The organism is Alicyclobacillus fastidiosus, assembly GCF_026651875.1.
GTDB classification, from domain to species: domain Bacteria; phylum Bacillota; class Bacilli; order Alicyclobacillales; family Alicyclobacillaceae; genus Alicyclobacillus; species Alicyclobacillus fastidiosus.
Genome location: NZ_CP104067.1, coordinates 651044 through 676713, shown reverse-complemented (window position 1 = coordinate 676713; position 25670 = coordinate 651044). Strand labels below are relative to the sequence as shown.

General features: G+C 52.5%; 23 protein-coding genes. 4 read left to right on the top strand and 19 right to left on the bottom strand.

Annotated elements, in window-relative coordinates:
- Positions 1 to 7: 7 nt before the first annotated feature.
- Entirely contained in the window at positions 8 to 1681 is a 1674-nt protein-coding gene (locus NZD89_RS03445) for a spore germination protein (protein ID WP_268006428.1), read from the bottom strand.
- Positions 1682 to 2041: 360 nt separating this feature from the next.
- Between NZD89_RS03445 and NZD89_RS03440 the strand changes: the two genes are divergently transcribed.
- On the top strand, positions 2042 to 3409 hold the full coding sequence (locus NZD89_RS03440; protein WP_268006427.1) for an APC family permease: 1368 nt from the start codon (positions 2042 to 2044) through the stop codon (positions 3407 to 3409).
- 76 nt (positions 3410 to 3485) lie between these two features.
- Here the strand turns inward: NZD89_RS03440 and NZD89_RS03435 are convergent, their stop codons facing one another.
- Entirely contained in the window at positions 3486 to 4397 is a 912-nt protein-coding gene (locus tag NZD89_RS03435; RefSeq protein WP_268006426.1) for a DMT family transporter, read from the bottom strand.
- Between the two features lie 228 nt (positions 4398 to 4625).
- On the opposite strand from NZD89_RS03435, the gene NZD89_RS03430 reads away from it, so the two are divergent.
- Positions 4626 to 5315 (top strand): GntR family transcriptional regulator, encoded by a 690-nt coding sequence (locus NZD89_RS03430; protein ID WP_268006425.1) that lies wholly within the window; start codon positions 4626 to 4628, stop codon positions 5313 to 5315.
- Positions 5316 to 5347: 32 nt separating this feature from the next.
- Here NZD89_RS03430 and uxuA read toward each other — a convergent pair whose 3' ends face one another.
- From uxuA to NZD89_RS03375, 11 genes are all read right to left on the bottom strand, one after another.
- The gene (uxuA, locus tag NZD89_RS03425; RefSeq protein ID WP_268006424.1) at positions 5348 to 6454 is read right to left on the bottom strand and encodes a mannonate dehydratase; all 1107 of its coding nucleotides are present in this window, start codon (positions 6452 to 6454) and stop codon (positions 5348 to 5350) included.
- 104 nt (positions 6455 to 6558) lie between these two features.
- Positions 6559 to 7446, bottom strand: a complete 888-nt coding sequence (locus NZD89_RS03420) for an SMP-30/gluconolactonase/LRE family protein (protein WP_268006423.1) — start codon at positions 7444 to 7446, stop codon at positions 6559 to 6561.
- A gap of 36 nt (positions 7447 to 7482) precedes the next feature.
- On the bottom strand, positions 7483 to 7791 hold the full coding sequence (locus NZD89_RS03415) for a hypothetical protein (protein WP_268006422.1): 309 nt from the start codon (positions 7789 to 7791) through the stop codon (positions 7483 to 7485).
- Positions 7781 to 7999 (bottom strand): hypothetical protein, encoded by a 219-nt coding sequence (locus NZD89_RS03410; RefSeq protein ID WP_268006421.1) that lies wholly within the window; start codon positions 7997 to 7999, stop codon positions 7781 to 7783. Before NZD89_RS03410 ends, NZD89_RS03415 begins: the two co-directional genes overlap by 11 nt.
- 273 nt (positions 8000 to 8272) lie before the next feature.
- Positions 8273 to 9133, bottom strand: a complete 861-nt coding sequence (locus NZD89_RS03405) for an NAD(P)-dependent oxidoreductase (protein ID WP_268006420.1) — start codon at positions 9131 to 9133, stop codon at positions 8273 to 8275.
- Between the two features lie 173 nt (positions 9134 to 9306).
- On the bottom strand, positions 9307 to 9957 hold the full coding sequence (locus NZD89_RS03400; protein WP_268006419.1) for a GntR family transcriptional regulator: 651 nt from the start codon (positions 9955 to 9957) through the stop codon (positions 9307 to 9309).
- A gap of 83 nt (positions 9958 to 10040) precedes the next feature.
- Positions 10041 to 10988, bottom strand: a complete 948-nt coding sequence (locus NZD89_RS03395) for a VOC family protein (protein ID WP_268006418.1) — start codon at positions 10986 to 10988, stop codon at positions 10041 to 10043.
- Positions 10989 to 11222: 234 nt separating this feature from the next.
- A complete protein-coding gene (locus NZD89_RS03390; RefSeq protein WP_268006417.1) occupies positions 11223 to 12023 on the bottom strand; it encodes an aldehyde dehydrogenase family protein in 801 nt (266 codons plus the stop codon).
- Positions 12024 to 12245: 222 nt separating this feature from the next.
- Positions 12246 to 13547 carry an ABC transporter substrate-binding protein gene (locus NZD89_RS03385; RefSeq protein ID WP_268006416.1) on the bottom strand — a complete coding sequence of 434 codons (1302 nt, stop codon included), beginning with the start codon at positions 13545 to 13547 and terminating at the stop codon, positions 12246 to 12248.
- A 47-nt stretch (positions 13548 to 13594) separates the two neighbouring features.
- On the bottom strand, positions 13595 to 14401 hold the full coding sequence (locus NZD89_RS03380; protein WP_268006415.1) for a carbohydrate ABC transporter permease: 807 nt from the start codon (positions 14399 to 14401) through the stop codon (positions 13595 to 13597).
- A 46-nt stretch (positions 14402 to 14447) separates the two neighbouring features.
- Positions 14448 to 15332, bottom strand: a complete 885-nt coding sequence (locus NZD89_RS03375) for a carbohydrate ABC transporter permease (protein ID WP_268006414.1) — start codon at positions 15330 to 15332, stop codon at positions 14448 to 14450.
- Between the two features lie 219 nt (positions 15333 to 15551).
- Between NZD89_RS03375 and NZD89_RS03370 the strand changes: the two genes are divergently transcribed.
- Together NZD89_RS03370 and NZD89_RS03365 are read left to right on the top strand one after the other, a co-directional pair.
- Positions 15552 to 16931: an MBL fold metallo-hydrolase gene (locus tag NZD89_RS03370; RefSeq protein WP_268006413.1), complete on the top strand. Its 1380-nt coding sequence runs from the start codon at positions 15552 to 15554 to the stop codon at positions 16929 to 16931.
- A 202-nt stretch (positions 16932 to 17133) separates the two neighbouring features.
- The gene (locus NZD89_RS03365) at positions 17134 to 18336 is read left to right on the top strand and encodes a cytochrome P450 (RefSeq protein WP_268006412.1); all 1203 of its coding nucleotides are present in this window, start codon (positions 17134 to 17136) and stop codon (positions 18334 to 18336) included.
- 105 nt (positions 18337 to 18441) lie between these two features.
- Here NZD89_RS03365 and NZD89_RS03360 read toward each other — a convergent pair whose 3' ends face one another.
- From NZD89_RS03360 to ahpF, 6 genes are all read right to left on the bottom strand, one after another.
- On the bottom strand, positions 18442 to 18879 hold the full coding sequence (locus NZD89_RS03360; RefSeq protein ID WP_268006411.1) for an SRPBCC family protein: 438 nt from the start codon (positions 18877 to 18879) through the stop codon (positions 18442 to 18444).
- Between the two features lie 3 nt (positions 18880 to 18882).
- Complete coding sequence (locus NZD89_RS03355; protein ID WP_268006410.1) at positions 18883 to 19440, bottom strand: SRPBCC family protein; 558 nt, start codon at positions 19438 to 19440, stop codon at positions 18883 to 18885.
- Positions 19437 to 19766 carry an ArsR/SmtB family transcription factor gene (locus NZD89_RS03350; RefSeq protein ID WP_268006409.1) on the bottom strand — a complete coding sequence of 110 codons (330 nt, stop codon included), beginning with the start codon at positions 19764 to 19766 and terminating at the stop codon, positions 19437 to 19439. The genes NZD89_RS03355 and NZD89_RS03350 overlap by 4 nt, the downstream gene beginning before the upstream one ends.
- Before the next feature lie 432 nt (positions 19767 to 20198).
- Positions 20199 to 21737, bottom strand: coding sequence for an FUSC family protein (locus tag NZD89_RS03345; RefSeq protein ID WP_268006408.1), 1539 nt, complete (start codon positions 21735 to 21737; stop codon positions 20199 to 20201).
- A gap of 240 nt (positions 21738 to 21977) precedes the next feature.
- On the bottom strand, positions 21978 to 23222 hold the full coding sequence (locus NZD89_RS03340; protein WP_268003651.1) for an IS4 family transposase: 1245 nt from the start codon (positions 23220 to 23222) through the stop codon (positions 21978 to 21980).
- A gap of 908 nt (positions 23223 to 24130) precedes the next feature.
- Positions 24131 to 25660 (bottom strand): alkyl hydroperoxide reductase subunit F, encoded by a 1530-nt coding sequence (ahpF, locus tag NZD89_RS03335; protein WP_268006407.1) that lies wholly within the window; start codon positions 25658 to 25660, stop codon positions 24131 to 24133.
- Positions 25661 to 25670: the final 10 nt, after the last annotated feature.

The window sequence follows — 25670 nt, the reverse complement described above, 5'->3', positions numbered from 1 at the left end:
CGACCCCTCAATCTCTCTGAGTCTCCCGACCACTGCCCCGACGAACCCTACGAACGCCCGTCGTCTCAGACAGTGGTCTCCCCTTTGGACCTTGGATATCTTCGCCTGTGCGTACGCGCTGCGGATTGTTCGTTTGCAATTGCTTTGGCCGCCTTTTCATCGACCACACCGGCATCCGGACGATGGTATCTCGCAGTCCATACCTATCCCCTGGGACGACAGGGCTCAAATACGGTACGCCAAACGATTCCAAGGAATTCAAGTGGTTTGCAATTAGAATCAGTCCGACCATGACACCGTACAGCCCAAACATGCCCGCCAAGATCATCAAGGGAAAACGAAGCATGCGCAGTGCAATGGCGGCGTTGTAAGCCGGTGTCGCAAATGAACCGATGGTGGTGAGCGCGACGATGACCACGGTGATCGGACTCACGAAACCAGCCTGAACGGCTGCCTGCCCAATCACGAGGACGCCGACGATGGACAACGCTCCGCCAATCTGTTGCGGTAGACGGATAGTCGCCTCGCGCAGGATCTCCATGATCAGCTCGAGCCCAAAAATCTCGGCGATAGACGGAAAGGGGACCCCCGCGCGCCCCCCTGCCACTGCCACGGCGAATTTCGTCGGGATCATCTCTGGATTGAACGAGATCAGCGACACGTAGAGGGAAGGAAAGACAAGCGAAAAGATAAGCGCCACCAAGCGAATGCCTCGGATCATGCTGGCCATCAAGAACCGCGTATCATAATCCTCTGACGTTTGGTAGAACTGTGAAAATACAGCTGGCACAATGAGGGCGAATGGAGTGCCGTCGACTAAAATCACGACGCGTCCTTCCAACATCGCGGCGACAGCCTTGTCTGGACGCTCTGTGTTCTGGATTTGAGGGAATGGGGAGTAGTGGTTGTCCTCAATAAATTGTTCAAGGTACCCAGCCCCATACAAAGCATCAGTTTCCACTCGCTCAAGCCGACCTCTTACTTCGCGCACGAGGTCTTCGTTCGCAATGCCCTCGATATAGCAGTACACGACGTTGGTGGCAGTCTGCTCGCCGATTTGCGTCAATTCAACGTGCATATTACCGGTCCTCATACGTTTTCTAAGGAGGGAGATGTTTGTGCCAATGGACTCGATGAACCCTTCCCGTGATCCCTGGATCACCTGTTCCGTCTCGGGCTCGGCGACGGCTCTCTCTTTAAACGCTTGCGTACTGAGTCCAATGCACTTGGCCACACCATCCAAAAACAGCAGTGAATTTCCAGACAAAAGCCAGTTTGCCGCATCCGTCACCGAATACTTCATGTCTACATCGACGTACGGCAGACATTGATCGACTACAATTTCTTCAAGCGAATTTTTGGTCTGCGTACTGATATCGATGTCGAGCATCAGAGCGCGCAAGACCTGGTTGAGCTCCGTTTTCGAAGAGGAACCGTCCAAGTAAACCAAACCACAATAGATCTTCCGCTTGCGCAGTTGGATCTGAAAACGGCGGATTAACAGATCCGCATTTCCTCCGAGGATATGCTCAAAGATGCCTAAATCGTGATCTAGTTTCCCCACGAACTGGCTGTCGTGTAACTTCGCAGAGGGCGTTTGACGTTGCGCCTGTTCAACTCTCTGCCGCTTGTGGACAGGTACGTACGGTTTTCGATACTTGAGCCTTCCAAACAAACTCATAACCACACACCCATCAACCGTGTCATCGCCAATAAAGTGCCCCATTTATGGATTAAAATTCATTACAAAAGTGGAATCAAGCGCTTACTGTGTAGTTCGGGTCCAATCTTACGAGGGTGGACTTTATCCTTGAGAGCGCAGGCACCTATCCCCGCCGACGGTAGAAAGCCCCGTCCCAAAGAAAATGCTTTATCACACCGCCGGAATAAAGTAACATTTGACTGGGATTTGTGTTTGAATGCATAATTACTCAGTCAAAAGAAAATCTAGTAAACACATAATTCCCGTTTATTGCTCAGCCTTTTAGGGATTGTGCAATACATCACCAAGCGCATAGATATACGGTTGGAGGAGATTCTGTTGGTCGAACAAAAGCAATTGAAAAAAGGAATTGGATTGCTGATTGCAACCGCACTGGTTACCGGAAATATGATGGGATCTGGGATATTTATGCTCCCGGCGACACTCTCTCAAAAGTCCGGCCCTGGAGCGATTATCCTGGCCTGGGTACTCACGGGTATCGGCTCTATCTTCTTGGCTTTATCGTTCGCTAAGCTCGGATCGAAGTACCCGCGAACAGGTGGGCCATATGAGTTCTCGAGACGGGCATTCGGCGACTTCACTGGATTTCTAAACGCGTGGCTCTACTGGAACGGTTCGTGGATTGGAAACGTTGCGGTGATCATCGCTATAGCAAGCTATGCAGGAAATCTAATTCCACCGATCGCGAACAACCACGTGATCGGATTTGTATTTACGAGTGCCATCTTGTGGATCTTCACCGGGATCAACATCATGGGGGTCAGGCTCGCTGGGAAGATCCAGACGGCGATTACCATCTTTGAAATCCTCCTGTTTCTCGTGTTTATTCTGGTTGCTGCGATTCACTTTCAAGCCGGTCATCTCACGCCTTTGTTTCCGAGCGGACGGGGGGCGAATACGATATCAGTAGCCGCCTCTTCGACACTCTGGGCGTTTATCGGTTTGGAAAGTGCCACAGTAGCCGCAGGGGAAATTCGTAACCCGGAGAAAAATATTCGCCGCAGTACAATTATCGGGATATCCATCGCCACGGTGATGTACATGGCCATCAACGTCTTTGCAATGGGGGCCATGGACCCAACCCACTTAGCCAAGAGCTCTGCACCGATTTCCGATATTCTCAGTGAATTCCTCGGAAGTGGCATTGGGTCCATCATCACCGTCGCCGCCATCATCAGCATCCTGGGTACGACGGTCGGCTGGCTCCTCTCCACCGCTCGTATCGCGTTTGCGGCCGGAGAAGATGGTGTTTTCCCAAGTGCTTTCGCAAAGGTTCACCCCAAATTCCAAACGCCCTATATGGCGTTGATTATCGGCTCTGTGTTGGCCAATATTCTTCTGTTTATGAACTACACAAAAGGCTTTAATGCCGCGTTCAACTTCGTGACGTTGCTTGCAACGCTGTCCTACTTACCGGTCTACGCGATGACTGCAGCATCGGAAATCATGCTGATGAAAAAAGTGGAGAAGAAAGTGAACGTGCTGAAATTCATTAAAGTCGCATTTGTTCCGTTGCTCGGATTTATTTACGCAGGGTGGGCCATTTACGGTGCTGGTGCCCAAACAGTCATGTACGGGTTTCTCCTGTTGCTCGCCGGAATTCCATTTTATCTGTACATGAACCACAAACGCGCCAGCACACAGAACTACGCCGAACAGAACCAAGAAATCCACTCCGCTTCGTAAACGAAACTCCACACAGGTCACAAAAAAATGGGGGCAAACGACCGCGGTCGCTTTGCCCCCAATTCTATTTCACTTGTTATCGCACTGACTCAACACACGAGTTCGGCGGGGTAGATATCTTTCTTGGCCGATTTACGAAGTAGATACTCACCACAATGAGCACCAGTCCGGCCAATAGGTACAACGTAAACGGCTCGTGCAAGAACACCGTTCCGGTTACAATGGAAATGAGCGGAATGAGGAATGTGTAAGAAGCAACTTTACTTGCCTCTCCAGAGCCAATGAGAATAAAGAAGACTAACCAGCCCGCCGCAATGACGAATACCGAAATAAATATCAGCGTTGCGATGAACGGTACATTCCAGACGATACTCGACCAACTCTCCAAGCCGGTTCCGAGTCCAGTCATGACTAGTCCCCCAATGATCAACTGAACCGTGACCAACCAGATGGAGTCCACTCTCCCACTCGTCTTTTTCACATACGCAGTCCCCAGTGCCCAGGCGACAGCACTGCACAGCGCAAGGATCACGCCGACGACAGAGAGGTGACCGGATAAACTGCCTGCGCTGATCACGGCCACCCCTGCAAAACCTAGGATTAGTCCAACGATTTTGAGCCCGTACATGGATTCTCCCAGCCATGCCCAAGACAAGACCCCGAGCAACACCGGCTGAAGGAAGACGATGACGGAGAACAACCCCGCGGGCAAGTATTTCAGTCCCACAGTTTGCAACCCGTAGTACAGTACGATGTTAAACAAGCAAGAAATCAAATAGATATGCCATGTCTGTTTAAAGCGCAACAGCTTGAATCTGGGGATTGCGACGATGAGTAAAAGAAGACCCCCTAATACCGTTCTGATCCCCGCGAATAGGATTGGAGGAGTATATACAAGGGCGATTTTTGTCAAGGGCCAATTGACGCCCCACATCACAACAAGAAAAGAAATCAGTAGAACCGTTCGCGTTCGAGACATTCCTTCCAAGGTAAAACCAACTCCTTTTGCTTGCTTACCGGTGTAATATTACGCCTTCCGAAACAATAAACAAAACCCCCTACGACATGTATCGGGAGGGGGCACGCCGAACAAGCGCCTGTGAACCATACAGGAAGGCGCGTAAACGTTGACGGTTCCATCACTGTCATCTATAATTCGCGTGAAATATGAAATATTACATATCTCGAGAGGTTCAATGAAAGGACGTCGTCTTGATTGGACCGTTTAATTGAAACGTCAATTCTTACGGATCAAGTTTATCAGGTCTTGCGCAAGGAAATCATCGGTGGAAAGTTTGCTCCAGGCACCAAGTTAGATATCAACGCACTGGCCTCCGACTTTAAGGTGAGCCGTTCTCCAGTGAAGGATGCGATTACCCAACTCGTCCACGACGGTCTGATTGAGATATTGCCCAGAAAGGGTACATACGTAACTCAACTGAAACGCGAAGACTTTATTGAACTGCTTGATGTCCGTTTGATGGTTGAATCGTGGGCGGCCAGCAAGGCAATGGCCGCTATTTCCGACAGGGATCTAGAGAACTGGCATCACGCGCTGGTTCAGATGGACTCCTTGGTTGAACAAAAGCCGTTCCCATTTGAACAATACGCTGAATACGACATTACATTTCACCGGCTGCTCGTGCAGTACGCGGGCAACAGTCGCTGTCTAAAATTGTACGACTCGTTAAATGCCCCTGTGGCGCTCGCACGCGTGGTCTATCATTATTCCTATGAAAGTAGCATCCGGCGCCACGATGATCACAAACGGATGTATGAAGCGCTGCAGCACAAGAATCTACCCGCGCTTCTCACCGCACTTGAGCAACACATTCGAAGCATCCAGGAAGAAGCCGCCGAGCGGTGGAGCCAAGTGTTCCCTTCTACGGATGGGACAGAGCGATGACTCGCCCCATCCCTCTACGCGCACCCGTCAGATCATCTCTCCTGACCTCTTTCATTCCCAACCATGGCGTTGTACTTGTGCTGAACGGATGGCTCACGATAGCTTTTCGCAATTCCCTCATACAACCCGTTTAGATAAACAGCCCCCAGGGCCCGATCATAGAGTCCGTAGCCTGGACGCCCCGTCTCCCCCCAAATCATTCGACCGTGATCCGGTCGAAGCGGCCCATCGAAACCAAACTCGTACAGTGCATTCATCACCTCGTACATATCGATAGACCCTTCTTCGGACAAATGCGCTACCTCGCGGAACGATTTGTCGCCCGTGATCTTCACATTGCGGGCGTGCACGAAGTTCACTCGCCCCACCCCCCCAAAGTGGCGGAGCATTGCCGGAATATCGTTCTCTTTGCTAGCCCCAAGCGATCCAGTACAAAAACAGAGACCGTTGTACGGACTGTCGTAAAGGCGGAGGAATCGCTCTAGATTCTCGCGATTGGTGATAATCCGAGGCAACCCAAAAATGGACCACGGTGGATCATCCGGGTGAATGGCCATCTTTACTCCGACGTCTTCTGCGACTGGGATAATCGCTTGAATGAAGTAATCGAGGTGCTGCCAAAGGTGTTCTTCAGATATTTGTCCGTACTGATTGACAAGCTCCGATAGAGTCTCGTCCTCATAGCTCGTATCCCACCCCGGCAGTTTGAGCTCCCCCTTCAGTGGGTTCATGGCCTGTACCACGTCGTGATCGTAAATCAGTGTCGTGGACTGGTCTTCGAGTCGAAAGTTCAAGGCCGACCTGGTCCAGTCAAACACGGGCATGAAGTTGTAACACACGGTTTGAACGCCGGCCTCAGCTAAATTTCGCAACGTTTGTTGGTAGTTGCTGATATATTGATCCCGAGTGGGCAAGCCAAGTTTGATATCCTCGTGGACGGGGACGCTCTCAATCACAGATAACTCCAGTCCAGCTTTGTGAATCTTCTCCTTTAGTGACCAAATGGCTTCTAACGGCCACGTCTCACCTACCGGAATGTCGTAAATGGCTGAGACGATTCCTTTCATCCCAGGAATTTGACGAATGTACTCAAGTTTGACGGGATCTTCATCGCCGTACCAACGAAACGTGAGCTTCATTGTCCCCACCTTCCCTTTCATCACTAGTCCGAATTTCTGGCCGTCCGTACGGTGCATCGATATCGGCGGGGGTTAAGCGATAAAAGCGTACCTCGAATCACACCTCAACCGCGATACGCGTAAGTCGGCAAGCCCATCGTGTCGGTACGCAGGTGAAACAACCTTCCCGCCAAAGGCTGTTCATCCAATTGCTGTGGTTCCAACCCGTACTGCGCCGATGTGATGTACAGTTCATTCAGTCCTTCTCCGCCAAAGACACACGACGTCACCCGGGCGACAGGTAGGGGGATGCTTTGGATTCGTTCACCTGTCACTGGATTCCACCGCGAAATCTGATAGCCGTCCCAATGAGCAATCCAAAGCATTCCCTCGACGTCGACGGCCATGCCGTCTGGATTGCCCATTTGGTGTGCGAAATCCACCGCGACACGCTCATTCCCGATGGCGCCGGACTCCAGGTCAAAATCAAACGCGAGAACGCGTTTGGTGGGAGAGTCAATGTAATACATGACCCGGTTGTCCGGACTCCATCCCATCCCGTTTGAAACGGTTACATGGGATCGAACAAGAATGACGTGATGATTGGTGTCCAGGCAAAACAGTCGGCCTTTTCGTGGCGCCTCATCAAACGACGTCGTCCCAGCCCAAAATCGACCATATGTGTCACATTTGCCGTCGTTGAAACGGTTGACCGCCAAATCGTGATGGCCGTCTGCGGGGGATGCAATGGGTGAAAGATCGCCGCTCTCTACATCGAGGGAAAAGAACCCCCGTTGCAGTGCACACACAAGTCCACCGCGCTTGCGTGGAACGGCACAACCGGTGTATTGACCTGTAGGAATGGAGCGCACAGATTTGTCATTGGGGTGATAAACATGTACGTTCTTCCCCGTGATATCTACCCAATACAATCGATTGTGCGCGGCGTCCCAACTCGGTCCTTCCCCCAATTCAGACCGTACCTCTGTCACAAGATCCAACTCTGCTTTCACAGCGACTCATCTCCCTCAGCTCGGATGGGGCAATCGTTACACTTGAGCCTTTTCTCCAGCCGTCTCTCGCATCAAGGACATAGGGATAAAGGTCAATAAACAGACACCTGCGAGCATGATAGAATCCCAGTTCCAACCAAAATACTGAATAAAGTAGCCGGCGACCGGCGTGACGAGCGCGCCCGACAACCCCAGCCCTACACCAACCAGCAAGCCGAGGCTAGCCCCGGACGACCTCGGCGAGGAGTCAACCAACATCGCGTACAATACGGCGTACGGAGAGTTTCTAAAAATCCCCCAGACAATGAGGATAATCCGAGCTGACGTGGCGCTGTTAATGAACATGCAGCAACCCGTCTTCTAAATAACGCTCTTCCCTTTGCTGCTCCGGCTCACCTGGCACCAAGACGCGGTCACCCCCCGCAGCGGGCGGAACTTGGTGAATTTCTTCAATCATCTGATCCACTGTCTGTAAGAAAAATTCCGCGTTAAAACCCCGAACTTTTACTTCGTCGACCGGATCGAACGTAGCCCCCGTGTAACCGATATGCAAAAACCCGTCTACCTGACATGTAACATTTCACATGTTTGACTTTGAGCTTAAAACCACAAGAATTTTCTGTCAAGATGGTCGGATGTTGTGCGATGGCTAGTCTCTCCTATTGCGTTGAACGTCTGAGCAGACAAAGTAGGGTACTCCCCCTCAGGGTGCGACGACCTGCACCCCTGGGAGAAGTACCCTACCACGTCTCAGACGAAAGGACCACTCCCGCGTCGCTCGAGTCGAATGTAGACCGCTTGCGCGGTGGGGAGCACAGTGATTTGTTTATGCTGGATCCTGTTTAAGGACCTCCAACACTTCCCAGAAAGACGTCGCGCGCTGTTCTTGACCGCCAGTGGGTAGTTTGGATGCAGACCATGCCAGTCGTTGTGCTGCACCGCGCGTGACTAGCGGTTCATACCCTAGTTCCGCCACGGTTTCTGCAGCCTCCGCCAGTTCGTGCGCTCTGCGGTGCCCGTGCTGTAGATTGCGAACGACCAAATAATTCGCTAGTTCGGATAGGGTCATGTGGCCAAACGAGGCGTCCGCGGACGCGAGCACCCGCTCTACGACCCCGGCGGAATCAGCAGCGAGGAGTGCCTCCAAGAATAGCGCCTCCATCCCTTTGACAATCACACTTCGGCACATCTTAACGGCGGCGGATCCAATGGGCCCGTCGACGACCTCAATCTGCATTCCGTATGCCTCCATTTGCCGTTTTAATTGGGGCGCTCCGGGACCATCGGCGAGCATCGGGACTCTGTGCTTGAGTGGGGGCACGGCAGACATGACTGCGACGCAGGTGAATAGAGCACCTGTTTCGGAAAATAAATCTCCTATCCCCCGCTTTGCCTTCGGCGAACACGAGTTTAAGTCTGCATATACTGCACCTTGTTGGATAAACGGGACGACTTCCTCGGCTACCTCATGCGCCGAGGACGAAGTGACGAGCGAAAAGATGAGGCTTGCCCGTTCCCCGATGCTCTGGATTTTATCCTGCAATTCGACACCAATTTGTTTAGCACGACGTACGACTTGTTCGCTTCGAAATGCATCGTAGGCGATCATCTGCTCTACCCCTGCTTCGCGCAAGCCCGAAGCAATGGCGAATGCGGCCTCGCCAAAACCAATGAATCCAACGATCACGTCGAACACCTCCAGATGTAACTAACGGGATAGCTCGCCGTAAGCTTGAGCAAGCGTGCGCGATTCCAGAACGAGTTGCGTGGCCCGGGAGTGATCAGCCATATCCATCACCAACCATTTTGTTGACAATTACATGTGTGGCGAGGTACGCGTTTGCGATCCTGCCAGTTGAGTCACATAGGCCCGTCTAAAGTACGAAGTGCTTGAAGCACGTTCGACAGATGATATCTCATCGCTTGCTCCGCCGCTTCAGGGTTTCGCTGTACAACTGCCTCGACGATAGCCGCGTGTTCAGCAAACGACCGTTCGGGGCGGCCTTGCGACAATATCGTGCGAAATTGAAACCGCACATTCTGCGAGTTGAGCGTGTCGAGGACCTTCGCAGCCGTGGTATGTCGCGACATTCGAATCAACGTCTGGTGCAACTTCGCATTTCCCTCCGAATACTTGAGGAGGTCGTTGCCGTACATGTGTTGCTCCATTCCAGAGAGGATGCGCTCGAGCTCCGCCACGTCTTCGTCGCTCGCGTGAATTGCGGCATGTCTCGCCACCACGCCTTCGATCGCCGCGCGCACCTCCAGGATTTCGACCGCTTCCGCTTGCGAAACCAGGCGGACACGCGCTCCACGATATCGCTCCCGCTCAACCAGTCCCTCCTGCTCAAGCCGTGCTAGTGCCGTTCGAACCGTGGCACGACCCGCATGCAGAGAACTCGCCAATTCCATCTCCACAAGTCGCTGGTTAGGCATCAGCACGCCCTGCCGAATCATATCTCGCAGTCGTACGTAACATTCCTCTTCACTGAGAAGCTCTTCTTGGGCCATTGGTACAATCTTCCTACTCACGATAGATTTTGGCGGCTGTCGAATTCGTCGCACGAACAATCCGCCACCTATCCCCTATTATCTCATACTACGGGCGTCCCATAAGTATGAAAGCTTGGCACCGTGGAATTGCCCCACGCTTGACCGCGCTTTCGTTCCGCTTCCGTCCAGATGATAGGCTCCCAATCCGGGTCGAATATGAGGTATCCGCCCGAACAGATTTCGATTCGGTTGCCACCCGGTTCGTAGACATAGACAAAGTAGGTTTGGTTTATCGCGTGCTTGCTCGGTGCAAATTCGATGAACACGTCGTGGTCAACAAAGATGTTGGCGGCGCGCCAAATGCTTTCATTTGTGTCGACAGCAAACGCAATGTGGTGCAACCGCCCACGTGATCCGGTCTCGTCCTGCGTGTACACCAGGTCGTAAGACTTATTCGTCGCGCGATACCACATTCCAGGATGTCGACCGTTGTCCAGAATTATCTGTTCGGTCAGCCGCAAGCCAAGTGCCTTTTCCACAAACGCCCCATCGGCTTCGACGTTGGAAGAAAAGTAGTTCACGTGGTCAAGGTGTTTAACGGCGGCACCTCGCCCTGTGAATTTCTGCGGTTGGTTCTTCAACGCAGGCCGCAGTGCTTTGGGTGGTTGATAACGCTTACTTTCGTAATACAGTTCCATCAAGTGTCCATCCGCACCGCGGAACTGGTACGCCTTCCCGTGGCCTAGGTCACCTTCTATCCAACCGATTCCGGCACCGGCCGCCTCAATAGCGCGCACGCGGCGTTCGAGTGCCCCCCGGCTCATGGCTCGAAGCGCGGTGTGGCCTACTCCAGCGTCCTGGGAAGCGGTCAACTTGAGAGAGTATTCCTCATAGTCCCCCCAACATCTCAGATACGTGGATGGTCCGCTCTCAGCCACCACTTCCATTCCCAATACGTCCGTGAAGAACTGGACACTCGCGTCGTGCTTCGCCGTCAACAGTTCGACGTGTCCAAGATGTGCGACATCAAAGATAGGCTCACTATCCATAAAATTGACACGCTCCTTCACGAGACCAGAACTTGATGTTCTGAATCTCAAATTGAGTTTATTGCAAGCTCCTATGTCGAACGATATAGCTAACAATCATTGGAACAAAGTTGTCAGACTGATGTTAACGGGTGAACGGATTGGTGACAGTGAAGGAATGCGCAGTATCAACAAAGATGCACACCCGGTGGGCTAGACGAGGTAATTTCACCCTCTCCGACAGTGCAAATCCAGTTAGAACGGGTAGTCGCGCTTTTCGTGCTGAATGGAAATCCATTTGAACGTCGTAAATTCGTCAAGGGCCCAATCCCCATTGTAGCGGCCGACACCAGAAGCCTTCTCACCGCCGAAAGCGACGAGTGGTTCATCGTTGACCGTGCCATCGTTGACGTGCACCATACCAGACTCAATCCGCTTGGCGATTTCCACACCGCGCTCTAGGCTTCGGGTATGTACGGCGCCGCTGAGGCCAAAATCACTGTCGTTTGCGACGCGAACGGCTTCATCTTCGGACTCGACCGGGATGACGGCAATCGCTGGGCCAAACATCTCCTTCCTGGCGCACGCCATGGACGGCGCTACGTCGGTGAGTACAATCGGTCCGACGACGTTTCCTTCAACCGCCCCTCGATAGGCGATGACAGCTCCCTGTGCAACGCTCTCATCCACCGTCTGGAGCAATAGCTCTACTTGTCGATGGTTGATCAAAGGACCGATGACCGTATCGTGCTCGTGCGGACTGCCGCACTTTAGCGACGAGACTTTGGTCACCAATTTGTCTACAAACTGCTCATACACGCTGCGGTGTACAATGACTCGGTTTGTACACATGCAAATTTGCCCTTGGTGTGCAACAGCTTGAGCTCGCTGTGCCGCCAGGTAGGCTAGGTCGACGTCGTCCTTGGAGGCCGTTTGAAACAAGGCCACCGTAGAACCGTCATACGGATTCTCATCCCGATACGCTCGGCCACTTTGGCCGTCGCGCCACTCGCCGTCGATATACTGCTGATGCAATAGCGAAAAATCAAGTCCCATCGCGATTCCCTCCCGACTCCATCACGCGCCTCTCGCAACCAAACCGACGAGAGCGAACGGAATCTCTGTCCTATCCAGCGTAGTCTTGTGAGCCAGGGGATAGAAGCGAGATGTTTCACTATTAGGAACGGTCCGAGCATTACTTTGGTTGAGATCAATTGTGTATTCAGGCGAAGCCATCCACTCGCGGGTGGCTGCGAAAGTCTTTTGCAGATCTTCTGCTCACTGCCCCGCCAAAGCCTGGTTTACGTCGTTCGCCATATTCCCGAGCGTCGTCGCGACATCCTGCGTACCAGAGATGAAATTGCCAACCTGTGTGGTCTCTTCGGTGATGGCGGAACTCAAGGTGCCGATGCGAGGAGAAAAGTAGGCGTGGCTCAGTTCGCTAGGACCTGTCGCGTCGTTCGGATGCTGTTGAATGAACGATGTCCACGACGGATCTGTCAACGCACTTTGTCGTACAGGTAAGTATCCGGTAGCTTCCGCCCATTCAATCGTGTTCTTATCCGAAATCAGAAAGTCGATGTACTTTCCTGCAGCCTGCTTTTGTGCGTCCGTCGCTCCGTTGAACACCACGAGGTTGGTCCCCGCTGTCGGCACGGCTGCTTTCACGCCTTGTGGCAGCGGCGCAGTCTTCAAGTGGATGTTCGCGTTGGTGATAAACGACAAGGACGCGACCGTGTCTAAATCCATGGCGTATTCGTTGGTGTTCAAGCCGTCCGAGAGGTAGGCGTTGCCACTGATGACTTTCGCCGCCTTGTCCTTGTTGGCAAGCTGATTCATGAAATTGAGCGCGTCCTTTCCAGCTTGACTGTTGAACGCTGCTTGTTTGCCGTCACTCGTCAGCAGATCTCCGCCCGCCTGCTCCATGAGCATTTCAAACGTATAGTAATCAGCCTGCATGCCAAGACCCGGAACCCCCGCTTTTTGCGTTAGCTTAATGGCGTCCTGCTCCAGCTCGTTCCACGTCTTTGGCGGTGCGGAGATCCCTGCTTTCTTGAAGTCATCCGCGTTGTACATGAGAATATAGTCGGATTTGTTAAAAGGTACGGAGACCAATTTCCCGTCATAGGAGTTATCCTGCTTCCAAATTGGCATCAAATCGTCGATTGTGGACTTGGGAATCAGGTTTTGAACGGGATCGAGCAGGCCGTTGTCATAGTACTCCGTCTCCCAAGTGTCTTCCACTTGCGCCATCGTCGGCGGTTTCTTGGCGGCGATGGCGGCGGTCAACTTCTGCTGCTGTGTCGTGTACGAACCAGTGAACACCAGCTGCACATTGATGTTTGGGTTTTGCTGGTGAAACGCGTCGGTCAGCTTCTGCAGCTCCTTGCCCTGTGTGGCACTCATCGACTCATAAAACGTGATGGTCACTGGAGCCGTGGCTGTGCCACCCTGAGCCGATCCGCTCTTCTGCGATGCCGCTTGCCCCGGCGCGTTGCCCGTTCCTGTGCCACAGCCGACTGTTAACGTTGTCCCGAGCACGAGGACAGCTGAAAGATTTAGCCAGTGTTTGTTCTTCAAACCTGATCTCCCCCGTTGAGTGGTGGTTTGGTGCAGCGTTTGCAAATCTATTTGATACCCGCTCGTGCCACGCCCTCAATAAAATAGCGCTGCCCGATCAAGAACACGACGACGAGCGGAATGACGCTGAATGTGGCCGCGGCCATCAGCTGGTTGTAGACCGTTCCTACATTGGAAGAAAAGTTCACCAACCCGACCGGGAGCGTGTAGTACGATGGCGAGTTTGCGACGATGAGAACCCACAGAAAGGCGTTCCAACTGCCGACAAACTTGATGATGGCCGCCGTGATCCAAACTGGTTTGGACAGTGGCATCACCATGCCGAACAACGTCCTCATCGGACCACTTCCATCCAGGTCCGCGGCGTCAAAAATCTCTTGTGGCAACGTCAGGAAGAATTGGCGCATGAGGAAGATGGTGAACACGCTCACCATCCATGGGACAATGAGTCCCTGATAGGTGTTGATCCAGTTCAGCTGCGTCAAGGTAATGTAGTTTGGAATCAGTAGAACCTCACCAGGAACCATCATCGTCGCTAGCAAGGTTAGAAAGATGACGCGCTTCCCGACAAACTCCATCCGCGCAAACACGTATGCTGCCATCGCACCGAAAGTCAAATCGAAGCCAGTTTCGAGTGCAGAGACGAGGAAGCTGTTGAAGAAGTACTGGCCAAACGGCGCTGACCTCCACGCATCAAGGTAGTTGCGAAAATCGAAATGGGATGGAAACAGATGGGGTACTTTCGTCAGCACTTCACCCTCTGGCTTGACAGAACTGGAAAGCATCCAGACGAATGGGCCGATGACGAACAGGACGAGTACGACGAGACATAGATAAATGCAAGCTTTTCTCACTTCTTCCCCTCCCCCCTCGTCCCTTCGGCTAGTGAGCTGTCCATGGTTATGCCGAGTAGTTCACTCTTCGCGACAGGGACATCTGCAATAGTGTGAAGATGAAGATAATGAGGAATAACACATAGGCCGCTGCACACGCGTAGCCCATCTTGTAGTCGCTAAACCCCTCGTTGAACATATAGTAGAGGAGCGTAAGGCCGCTGTCGTTGGGGCCAGGACTTTCGCCATATAGCACGTAGACTTGTAGAAATACTTTGAACGCTTCAATCGTCGTCAAAAGCAGCAAGAAGTAGCTTGTTGGCGACAATAAGGGCCATGTGATGTACCGAAATCTCCGCCAGGCCGAAGCACCGTCGACGTTGGCCGATTCATAGTACTCACGGCTGATGTTTTGTAGGCCCGCTAGGAAAACGACCGCGACGTATCCGACGTTCTGCCGAACGCCAAACAACACGAGATTGAACATGGTGTATCGGGCATCGTTCAACCAGTCGACCCCATGGAGTCCCAAAGAGCTCAGCAGATAATTGAGCAAACCGTACTGCCCATTAAAAATCCGCGACCACACGATGCCCGTGGCGGCGAGCGATGTGATGTAGGGCAGAAATAGGGTCGTGCGAAACGCGGCGCGAAATCGAATCTTGGCATTCAGCAAGACGGCTGCGAGCAGTCCCAACAAGAGTACACTTGGCACGAAGCACACCACGTACAGAATTGTGTTGGCAAATGCTCGACGGAACAGTGGGTCGACGAGAATGTGTTGATAGTTTTGCAACCCGACGAACCGTTTGATCGGGCTCATCATGTCCCAATTGTAAAAACTGATCATGAACGAGTTGATGATGGGATAGACCGTGAACACGCCAAGCAATACCAGTGTTGGGAGCAACATCAGATACGCGACCAGATTGCGGCGAACGCGCCTACTCATTTGACATACCTCCCCTCTCTAGCGGCCGGCTCGGCTATTGGCACCGCTATCGTAGGACAGCCCAATTGGAAGCGGCAAGTTAAGTTTTGCTAAATCTAAATTTACAAAATATTATTAAAACAGAGTTCAAATCATTCACTTTTGTGGTATTCTGACGTGCTCGACAGATTTACGTACTCGTCGGGCACATCTACCGTCACATGTCTGGAGGGTACGGCGATGCAGTGTACGACGTGGAAATTCTATGCAGGCACAAATACCATCGGTGGCAACATCATCAGTATGGAGTATGGTTCACACCGACTGATTTTTGATATGGGGCGCGCGTTTCGTGGCGACGTGCCGAGTTTTGACGAACGGCTTCAGCCGAGGTCGGCGATGGACCTCATGGCCGTAGGGCTAGCTCCAGACATCGCAGGCATCTTCCAGGGGGATGATCGCGTGTCTTCGATGCACACCGCCATCGCCATCAGCCACTGCCATTTGGATCACACCGGACTCCTCCCCTACGTCCGAACCGACTTGCCGGTCTTTACATCCACAGGAACCCATCGCATCTTGCAGGTGTTGGATGCTGTCGCGGATGGCCCGCGTTCACCGTTGTCGTACCGTCCCGTCGAGCCCGAGACATGGGTCCATTTCGGACCGTTTCACCTGCAATTCGTTCCAGTCGATCACGGCACCCCAGGCGCAAGCGCCATCTTCATCAAAACGCCAGACGCTCGCCTGGTCTACACGGGCGACCTGCGGCTGCATGGCCTCCACCGCGATGAGACGGAGCGCTTCATCACCTTCGCCAGGGAATTTCATCCAGATGTTCTGTTCATCGAGGGAACGCGTTCCGGCGACCTCGGGGATCCGAGCGAGAACGTTTCGGAGCACGATGTCACGCGCGGTGTGCTGGAGCAAACGGTTCGGGCGAACGCGGGTGTGTACTTCAATGTCTATGAGCGCCATCCAGAACGACTTCATGCATTTCGTTGTGCCGCCAAGGCGGCGAATCGCGAACTTGTACTCGACGCTGTCACCGCCTACATGTACCACCACTTCGAAGGGGTGAGCGACTTCGCCGTGTGGGCGGAAGAAGACGCGCGGTTGCCAGAGGCTCTGTCGCGGTGGTTGCGCGATACAGGCGTCAAGCAGATCCGCCCATCGGACGTTTGCGGACTGGAACACGTCTATGCGGCACAGCTCCCCTACAGCAGACTGCACTACCTCATCGACATCCAGCCGGCCGACGGCGGGCGGTATCTGCATTCCGATGGCACGCCTCTCGGTCCGTATGATCCAGCTTGGGCGAACATGTTGCGCTGGCTCGACCATTTCGGTCTCGAATTTGTCGCCATGGGCTCAAGTGGACACGCCACACGGCGTGACTTGGTGAATATTCTCGAAGCCATCGAGCCCAAGGTCTGTATGCCGATACACTCCCTTCAACCGTGGCGCATTGGCTCCCCCCGCATCCCACGGCTGATGCCTCGCATCTCGCACGTGTACAGCCTGACCGATTTATCCGGCGCGACCCCGCCAACCGTCTCGTCGTTCGAGTCGCAAGCCCCCCCAGACGAACCCGAAAGGACGACTGGTTCCCTTTCGTGATGCTCCTGTGAGCTGATGGACGCGAGCGTTGGTCCTCATCCGGACACAGTCCACGTCGGAAAATTTACTTGTATGATACACGCTTGTTAGTTGTATAATACAAGTCGAGATCGGTCGTGTGGCGCTTTGTCCCTCGACACCGGTCGCCTCTTTTAGGAGAGTAAACCGACCCAACATCAACGAGAAGGAAGGAACAGCGAGAATGAACGGACGGACCACACAGCGCTACGCCACTATCATCCCGATGAAAGAATTGGCCTCCCCAACACTTCAACTGAACCCTTTTCCGATACTTGATGATTTGCGGAGGACATCCCCGATTCGCTATGACGAGGATAGGGCGTGTTGGGATGTTTTTTCCTACGAGGACGCACGCAATGTGTTGCTCAATCACCGCGTCTTTTCCTCCCGCCGCGGAATGGATGTTCGCGGGGACAGCATGCTAGTCATGGACCAGCCCAAGCACACACAAATGCGCGCACTGGTGAACAAGGCCTTCACACCCAAATCCATTGAAGATCTGGCACCGCGCATCGCGAATATCGTGGATGATTTGCTAGACCAGGTTGCGGATGGCACCGAGATGAATGTGGTTCACGATCTCGCCTATCCCCTACCGGTCATCGTCATCGCCGAATTGCTTGGCGTTCCTAGCGAAGACAGGGCGTTGTTCAAAAAATGGTCCGACATCTTGGTGAAGGCGCCGGAAAACAACACGGACGAGGCGTTCGCACAAGTGGTTGCCGAACGGGGAATTGCTCGCACGACACTCAACGACTACTTCCGAGACATCCTCAAACAGCGCCGCGCAAATCCGCAAGACGATCTGATCTCCGCCCTGCTGCAGGCTCAAATTGACGGCCAGAAACTAACGGAACAGGAGCTCTTGGGCTTCTGTCTGCTGCTGCTCGTGGCAGGGAATGAAACCACCACGAATCTGATCGCGAATGCGGTTCGATATTTGACTGAAGACATGGCTGTGCAGGAGCGCTGGCGCAATACGCCGACGCTTACAAATACTGCGATTGAGGAGGTACTTCGTTACTACCCGCCAATTGTCGCCATCGGCCGGATCGCATCGGAGGACACGGAGATTAGAGGGCAGCGGATAGCGGCTGGATCTCAGGTGGTATCCTGGGTGGCCGCCGCCAATCGCGATGAAGCGCAATTTCCCGATGCAGACCGGTTCGTCCCTGACCGCACACCCAACCGCCACTTAGGCTTTGGCCTCGGTATTCACTTCTGCTTGGGAGCTCCACTCGCTCGCCTCGAAGCACAAATTGCGCTACCGAAGATATTAGAGCGGCTGGGTACCCTGACGTTTGACGAAGGCACACCGCTCGTGCCTATCCAAAGTACCTTTGTATTCGGAGTCAAGGAATATCCCATTCGTTTCAAACGGTAGTGCTCGAGGGTAGCATTCGAACGGCCGCCTCAGACAGCTACAATCTGAGGCGGCCGTATTTTGCTGTCCTCTCCCATTCGTTTAAACCCTGTGCGCTGTACTAATTCAGCCCTTCACCAATGCCGCTCTCAATTGATTCACGCCGAATTCCAAATAAGCCTTCAAACAGGTTAACATGTAAACCCAGCCTTCTTTGTTATCCACCAAATTCGTGATTAGGTCATCATCGTTTTCATGAAAGCCTGCTTCGTTCACTTCCACGAGTGTGTTCGAGTCATCCAATTCTTTCAGGGCGATGGTCACAACATGTCCTTCCCCCTCTGTCCCCCACTGGAAGACAATTTCCTGGTTTTCTTTGATTTCTAGTACTTTAATGGGAACTTGTGCGTCGTATTCGTCATACCTCAATGTGATCGTCTTGCCCTGCTCCCAGCGCTCAGAACTCGACGAAAACCAAAAATCACCGATTTTGGACGGATCGACGAAAGCCTGAAATACCTCAGTCGCAGGCCTGCGTATATTTATTTTCGTGAGGTTGTTCATCAATCACCCCTCCCTGGTCTCGTTGGCTGTGTCCTTCAGGACTGCGGACGTATCCTGGAACGCCTCTGCATACTGTTCGTACAATTCCCGCCAACCGTGCTTCATCGCGTTATGGCCGACCATCGATGGCATCTTCTCTCCGGTCAGTGCCCCAGCGAGGCCATCGAGACAAAGGTGCCATCCCGCTGCGTAGGAGGGCGCTTCCTTTCGATCCGCGAAGCGATGTCGAAGAACCAACACTGTCCGTTCTCCATCGCCGCTCAGTTCCCATCGAAGGATATCGTCACCCCACCTGAGCACGAGCAAGCGCGGTGCGTTCACTTGCAGGACTTCCCCCTGCCGTTCCTCGGCCTCAGGCATATCGATGTGTGACAGGCCTACCACCCCGGTCGCGGTTAGGTCTCTGTCGGTCGTGAATGGTGCCCAACTGGGAACTTGTTCGGCCTCGGTCAGTGCGGCAAAGACGTCCTCAAGCGGATGATCGAGCGTTCGCTCGAGCACTAGGACCCAATCACCGTCACCTCGAGTAAGCCTGGCATTCCTTAATATGTGTGACTTCACTTGGTGTTTCCCTCCCGTGCGTTTTTTCTCTCGTCGAGGTGCGCCTCCAGAGCGTCAACGTGTTGGTTCCACTTCGCTCGGTAAGCACTCAACCACTCATCGATCTCCGCAAGTGGACCGGCATCCAACGAATAGACGCGACGCTGGGCATCGACCTGTACCTGCACTAGACCACTCTCACGAAGCGCCCGAAGGTGTTTCGATACCAAAGGCTGTGACAGGCCGAGAGCGTTTGCCAGTTCAGTGACACTGGAGTCGGACTGAAGTAGCCGATCTAAGATGCGACGCCGGGAAGGCTCAGCAACCACCGTGTAGGTATCAAGCACGATTGCTCCCTCCCTTCAGATTTATTATGAACAAGTAGTTATATAACCGCAAATGCATGTTTGTGAACCATTCACCGCGTGCTCAGCTCTGAAAAGGAGCGCAATCGCCTATGTAGTATTGAGGGCTCCATTGACAAGCGCACCTGCGGTTATAAGCGTCGGAAAGAGAGTATGCAAAAGCAACGGACGCTCTGTTCGAGTTGCTGACCCAAGCACAAGGCATGGGCATTACTGCCAAGTACCTGCTGTTTGACAGTTACTGAGATCCATTAAGCAAGCTGCTGATGTGCCAACTGATACCGTGATCGATATGATTATGGAGCAGTTTATCAGCCATTTACCCAGTTCCATCAAGGAGAGGTTGGCTGCCTAAGGGTGCGAAACTTGAGCTAGTAATCTTTGGTCCTTCATGGCGAATTCGCTCAGCACCGTTCAAACACGAACAGACGACGACGGATGCCTTACGGACAGTGCGGCCGCAAGTCCAAGTGTGCATCCAAGCAAAGTGTCAAAGAGCCTGGCTTGAACTATAGCCTCCGGTGACATGCCTCTCTGCCCCATTTCGGCGAGCACCAGAGGTATGGGCGTAATGAATACGACAGCAATCGCGTAATTTCGCACAATGATCAGTTCAACTACCAATTGTAGGACCATAGCTATCACAACCATCATACCCAACCTAGGTTGCACGGCCAGTATTCCACCTCCAAGGAGAACCCCCAAAGAAGTGCCAATGGCGCGTTGCACTGTTCTCTGTACAGTTGCAGGAACGGTAGCTCCCTGCAGTACACAGGCCACTGTCAGAGGCACCCAATATGGATGTTGATTCCCCAACCCAGCGGCAATCAACGTAGCAACCACAACTGCAATGCCAATGCGAAGTGTCGCAGGCAATACCACAGAATGTCTAGAAAACGTACTGTTCACTACGGTGAGCACGCTTGGTCTGACAATATGTATATCGCCGCCTAATGGAGTAGTTGTAGTTCTTGCTATGTCCACCGCCTCTGAGAGTACAGAGAAGAGTCTCTCCCGAGGCTGCGTAGACACCGTGGGATGCGGAACCGTCAAGAATGCAGCCCTGTCTGGGTTTGAAACTGTATCTGCCAATGCTCTCACCGTCGCAGCCAGTGCCGGACTGATGGGCACCTTCTCCACTGAAAATGCAATGCCCGCCAAAAACAAAGCATTCGCTTTTTGGATAAGGAGAAACAAGCGATGTGCATCCTCCGTAGACCGCCAGCGGAGTTCCCCGGCCATGACGGCGTCCTCGGCGGAACGCAGAGCAAGAGTGGCGTTGTGCCGGGCAGCGTCATTTTCCGGATTGCCAATGGTAGAGAGGAAGACGCCTAAAGCCCGGTATGCGTTCGCAACCGCGGATGTCTCTGGCCCGTGTGCATTCACGAGCCATCCAGACATGGAAATAAACCAGGCAATACCGCCTCCCAGCAAGGCCAACCCTGCACGCAGCGGTGCTGATGTAGGATCTATAGGTAATCCTGTGCCGACCGCACAGACCAAAATGAAAAAGTATGCAGAGGGTGAAGGTACCTTCCACGCTCCGCATAAAAAAGTAGCTACCGCGCTGACCACTCCAAGCGCCAGTGCCATAGACCAAACGGAGCCGGCACTGAGGGTCCCGATGCCAAATGAGGCGGCAAGGCCGGCAGCCACCAGCGCCAGTTTCAACGCTCGCTGGAAATACGGCTCGTTGTGAACGTACAGTGCCGTGAATGCCCCCATGGTGGTGAGCAATCCCCACTCCATATGACCGAGTATCCACCCCACCAGGAGCGACAGGCCCATACTTAGTGACGCGCTCGTGGCTTTTTGCCAAGGGTACCGGGCGGATTTGATATGAAAGGCACCTTGCAATCCACTTGACTTCGGAGGTGGTGGCATGATCCTATCGTCTGCAAACGGCAAATTGTCTGGCATATGTTTTCCACGTTTTGATTCGTCTCTATCCAAGCGTACATTCCCCTAACGCAGGTTCATACCCGACAGTCCGATTCTAGACCGTGTATAGCCCGTGATCTTTTCTATTTTGTATCACTAACGTTGCATAAAACTTCTCTGAGCCTGTCAAGAGAGGGTGAATTGCCGTTCAAAGTTACGGACTGAATACTCGGATTTTTTGTTTCCGTGGCTTATGGTCTAAAAGGTCAATACCCCTATGTCAGGTAGTCCGAATATCCATAATCAGGAATGTTAGATTAGGTCGTAGATAACGGTCTCAAGATGCTCCGTTTCACGCTCTATGTACTGCTGCACCGTTTGCTCAAAGATGTCTTCCACCTTGCATCGTCGTCGTCCCTTGGATGTTCGACCTGGTTTCTTGTACAACGCCTTCACAAACTCAGAAAAGGCTCGGTCCCAATAGAGACGTAGACATTTGTAAACCTCAAGTAGCTTGCCGCTGTGGGACACCTTCGCTTGCAAGAGAATCAACAGGCAGTACGTAATCAGTGCAATGAGCAGTTGGTTATACACGCCATTTTCACTATGACCGTATAGGCGCTTGAGTACCAGGTGCTGCTTGACCCATTTAAAGAACAACTCTATTTGCCAACGCTTTCGGTACACGTCACAGATTTGCTCTGCATCCATCGTCATGTCATTCGTCAGTATCACGACGCGCTTGCCTTCATTGTCCGTGGTTTCAAGCAACCGCAGGGTGTGCTCCATCACGTAATTTGGATAACTCCCCAAGCGTACCAATGCTTCTCTCGTAACCGGTGAATCGGACGGTACCTGTCGCTCTTCAATGACTTCGTGAATGACCGCATTATCTTTGAGCCGAGTGACAAACTTCGTTCCGTTTGCACAGTACGTATCGAACTTACGGTAATCCACATAGCCACGGTCAAAGACGTTCAACGCATTCGGTTCTACGACCACTAACGCATCCATCTGTGTCTTGTCCGCAGGTTTGGCGGGCGTGAGGATCGCCTTATCTGGCGCAACTTGATCGTCTAGAAATACCAGACGCAGGTGCAGTTTCACACCAGCTTTAGTACTGCGAAACTCTGCCCAAGGATACTGTGAAACACACATTGAAATGGTCGATGAGTCCACCAGATTAATCCGTCGCATTTTCTCGTTCGCTCGTTTTGCACCGACCTGGCGAGTGATTTGCTCGACACATTCACGGAACACGAAATCCAGAAAGTATGACGGCGTTTCTCGCAACTTCCTGGACAACTGGGAAGCACTAATAGAGTCTAGCGCCAGTTCTTTCTGGAGGGATTCATTGGCTTCCAACTCCAAACTGATGTCCTTCAGTGACGGGATTTGATTGACCTGGGCGAAGACGACGAGCCGGATGAATGAGATGACACCGAGCTTCTTAACGTACCGCTCCATCTTGAGACGGTTTAATTCCTGCAATATGGTACTGACATTCAGCGGGGTAACATACTCCCGGAACGCCGATTTCGTGGTATCCTTGTCCATGGTGGGTCTCCTTAGAGAGAGTTGGACAGGACTACCTGTACTTCTCATTCTAAGGAGATTTTTTCATGTTGGTGTTGTCTAAATCATGAAACTTCCAAACATTTCATCTATACATTCTGACAACTCGAAGCACTTGACAAACCATAAATTCCTTTATGCAACGCTAGTGATTTTGTATAAACAAAGTTGGTTTGATTCATCTTATATGATAGACATTCGTGTTCTGTATACTGAACAGCATCCTTTATGTCTTTCCCTCGACGGACTCAATCACAAAGCTCTTCTGCCCTTTAGACTGTCCACAAACGAATGTCGAAGATGCAAATGAAGTTGGTTGGAAAACTAGGCGGATGGTGGTTGCCATGGCTCGGGAGGGGCAACCATTTTCCGCAGAAAAGGCACAGTATCGGGCAGCTTATAGCCGGATTCTGCAAGGTTCGAAAGATATGCCCTACCCCGCAGGAGGACACGCGCTGACAACTAACTGCCCGCGGTACGCCCAGTCTCATTCAGTCGCCGTCCGGTACCGCATGGGGCGGATGGGCTGGCCACTGGAACAACCTCGCGCCTTCCATCAAGGAGAAGTTGGCTGCCTAAGGGTGCGAAACTTGAGTTAATCAAATATAAAGATTGCAGTATCAGCCATCACAGCAAGTCTCGTTTGTACGCGTAAAGAATACTGGAAACCAATCTCCAATGGAGCAGGTTTAGGATTTATCCTCTTCTTACAGACGAAGAACGCCGTGGCCTGATTGAAACAGTCGCTATCGCGAAGATCACAAAAAGTACACCGTCTATGTTCATAGCGGTGTACTTTTTGTCGAGATGACCCATTTGAACGTACTTTCATTGAATGACGATGTTCCTTCAGTATGGTTCACGACAGTCGTACCACGCATGGTCATTGATTAATTTCGGATTAGATAGTCGAATGCGCCCAATGCTGCGTTCGCACCCGATCCCATCGAAATGATGATCTGCTTATAAGGGCTATTGATGCAGTCGCCTGCAGCAAACACACCAGGTACGTTCGTGGCACCATGGCTATTTACAACGATCTCGCCTAAGCGATTGCGTTCAACCGTGTCTGTGAGCCAATCGGTATTGGGTACAAGGCCTATCTGAACAAACACACCCTGCAACTCGATATGCTGAACTACACCTGTGTCACGGTCCGCATAGGTAATCCCGTTTACCTTGTCTGTGCCTGTAATTTCTTTCGTTTGTGCGTTCGTGATGACCGTGACATTCGGCAGACTGTACAGTCGTTTCTGAAGTACGGCATCAGCTTTCAACTCTGGCATAAACTCAAGGACAGTTACATGTTTTACGATTCCTGCGAGGTCGATTGCCGCCTCAATACCAGAATTCCCCCCGCCAATCACGGCGACGTGTTTCCCTGTAAACAGAGGGCCGTCACAGTGCGGACAGTATGTCACACCTTTGTTCCGGAAGTCTGACTCGCCGGGTACACCCACGTTGCGCCAACGAGCACCTGTTGAGATGATCACGGTCTTGCTCTTTAGAACAGCACCGTTTTCGAGTTCGATTTCGACGAATTCCTTCTTTTCTAAGCGCTTTGCACGCTGTAGTGTCATTACATCGATCCCGTACTCTTTCACATGCTCTTCTAGACTCGCTGCGAGTTTCGGACCTTCGGTGTACTTGACACTGATAAAGTTCTCAATGCCCACGGTGTCCATGACCTGACCGCCAAAGCGTTCGGCCACTATGCCTGTACGGATGCCTTTACGTGCCGCATAGATGGCTGCACTTGCACCGGCGGGGCCACCCCCCACCACAAGCACATCGTATGGCTCCCTGTTTGCGATCTCGGATGCATCAAGAGCATTCCCCATCTTGGCGAGAATCTCCTCGAGTGTCATCCGACCACTACCAAAGAATTCCCCGTTTAGGTAAACAGATGGCACTGCCATGATGTTTTTGCTTTCTGCCTCTGCTTTGAACGCCGCGCCGTCAATCATCGTATGCGTGATGCCAGGATTGAGGAGGCTCATCAAGTTCAGCGCCTGCACAACGTCAGGACAGTTGTGGCAACTCAGGCTGACATAAGACTCAAAACGATACTCGCCGTCAATCTGCTTAATTTGATCAATTACGCTCTCTTCGACCTTCGGAGCTCTTCCGCTAACCTGCAGAAGAGCTAACACTAGTGAAGTGAATTCGTGTCCCAAAGGCACACCCGCAAACGTGATCCCAACATCCTCGCCCACGCGATGCAGGCTAAAGCTCGGCGTTCTTTGCAAGGTTGTTCGCTCAACCGAGATCTTGGATGACATGCTGGCCAGCTCATCCACGAGAGCCAGCATGTCATTCGATACATCATCAGATCCGGCACTAACTTTGAGCAGAACGTCGCCTTCCATCAGTTGAAGATACTGGCTTAACTGTTCGCGAATCTCTGCATCAAGTACCATAGATCATGCT

Excerpts from the sequence above, each read along its gene's own strand:
- NZD89_RS03360 (WP_268006411.1), bottom strand. The coding sequence starts at position 18,879 with ATGAACAACCTCACGAAAATAAATATACGCAGGCCTGCGACTGAGGTA.
- NZD89_RS03415 (WP_268006422.1), bottom strand. The coding sequence starts at position 7,791 with ATGTTCATTAACAGCGCCACGTCAGCTCGGATTATCCTCATTGTCTGG.
- NZD89_RS03375 (WP_268006414.1), bottom strand. The coding sequence starts at position 15,332 with ATGAGTAGGCGCGTTCGCCGCAATCTGGTCGCGTATCTGATGTTGCTC.
- NZD89_RS03390 (WP_268006417.1), bottom strand. The coding sequence starts at position 12,023 with ATGGGACTTGATTTTTCGCTATTGCATCAGCAGTATATCGACGGCGAG.
- NZD89_RS03365 (WP_268006412.1), top strand. The coding sequence starts at position 17,134 with ATGAACGGACGGACCACACAGCGCTACGCCACTATCATCCCGATGAAA.
- NZD89_RS03445 (WP_268006428.1), bottom strand. The coding sequence starts at position 1,681 with ATGAGTTTGTTTGGAAGGCTCAAGTATCGAAAACCGTACGTACCTGTC.
- uxuA (WP_268006424.1), bottom strand. The coding sequence starts at position 6,454 with ATGAAGCTCACGTTTCGTTGGTACGGCGATGAAGATCCCGTCAAACTT.
- ahpF (WP_268006407.1), bottom strand. The coding sequence starts at position 25,660 with ATGGTACTTGATGCAGAGATTCGCGAACAGTTAAGCCAGTATCTTCAA.
- NZD89_RS03340 (WP_268003651.1), bottom strand. The coding sequence starts at position 23,222 with ATGGACAAGGATACCACGAAATCGGCGTTCCGGGAGTATGTTACCCCG.
- NZD89_RS03395 (WP_268006418.1), bottom strand. The coding sequence starts at position 10,988 with ATGGATAGTGAGCCTATCTTTGATGTCGCACATCTTGGACACGTCGAA.
- NZD89_RS03400 (WP_268006419.1), bottom strand. The coding sequence starts at position 9,957 with ATGGCCCAAGAAGAGCTTCTCAGTGAAGAGGAATGTTACGTACGACTG.
- NZD89_RS03370 (WP_268006413.1), top strand. The coding sequence starts at position 15,552 with ATGCAGTGTACGACGTGGAAATTCTATGCAGGCACAAATACCATCGGT.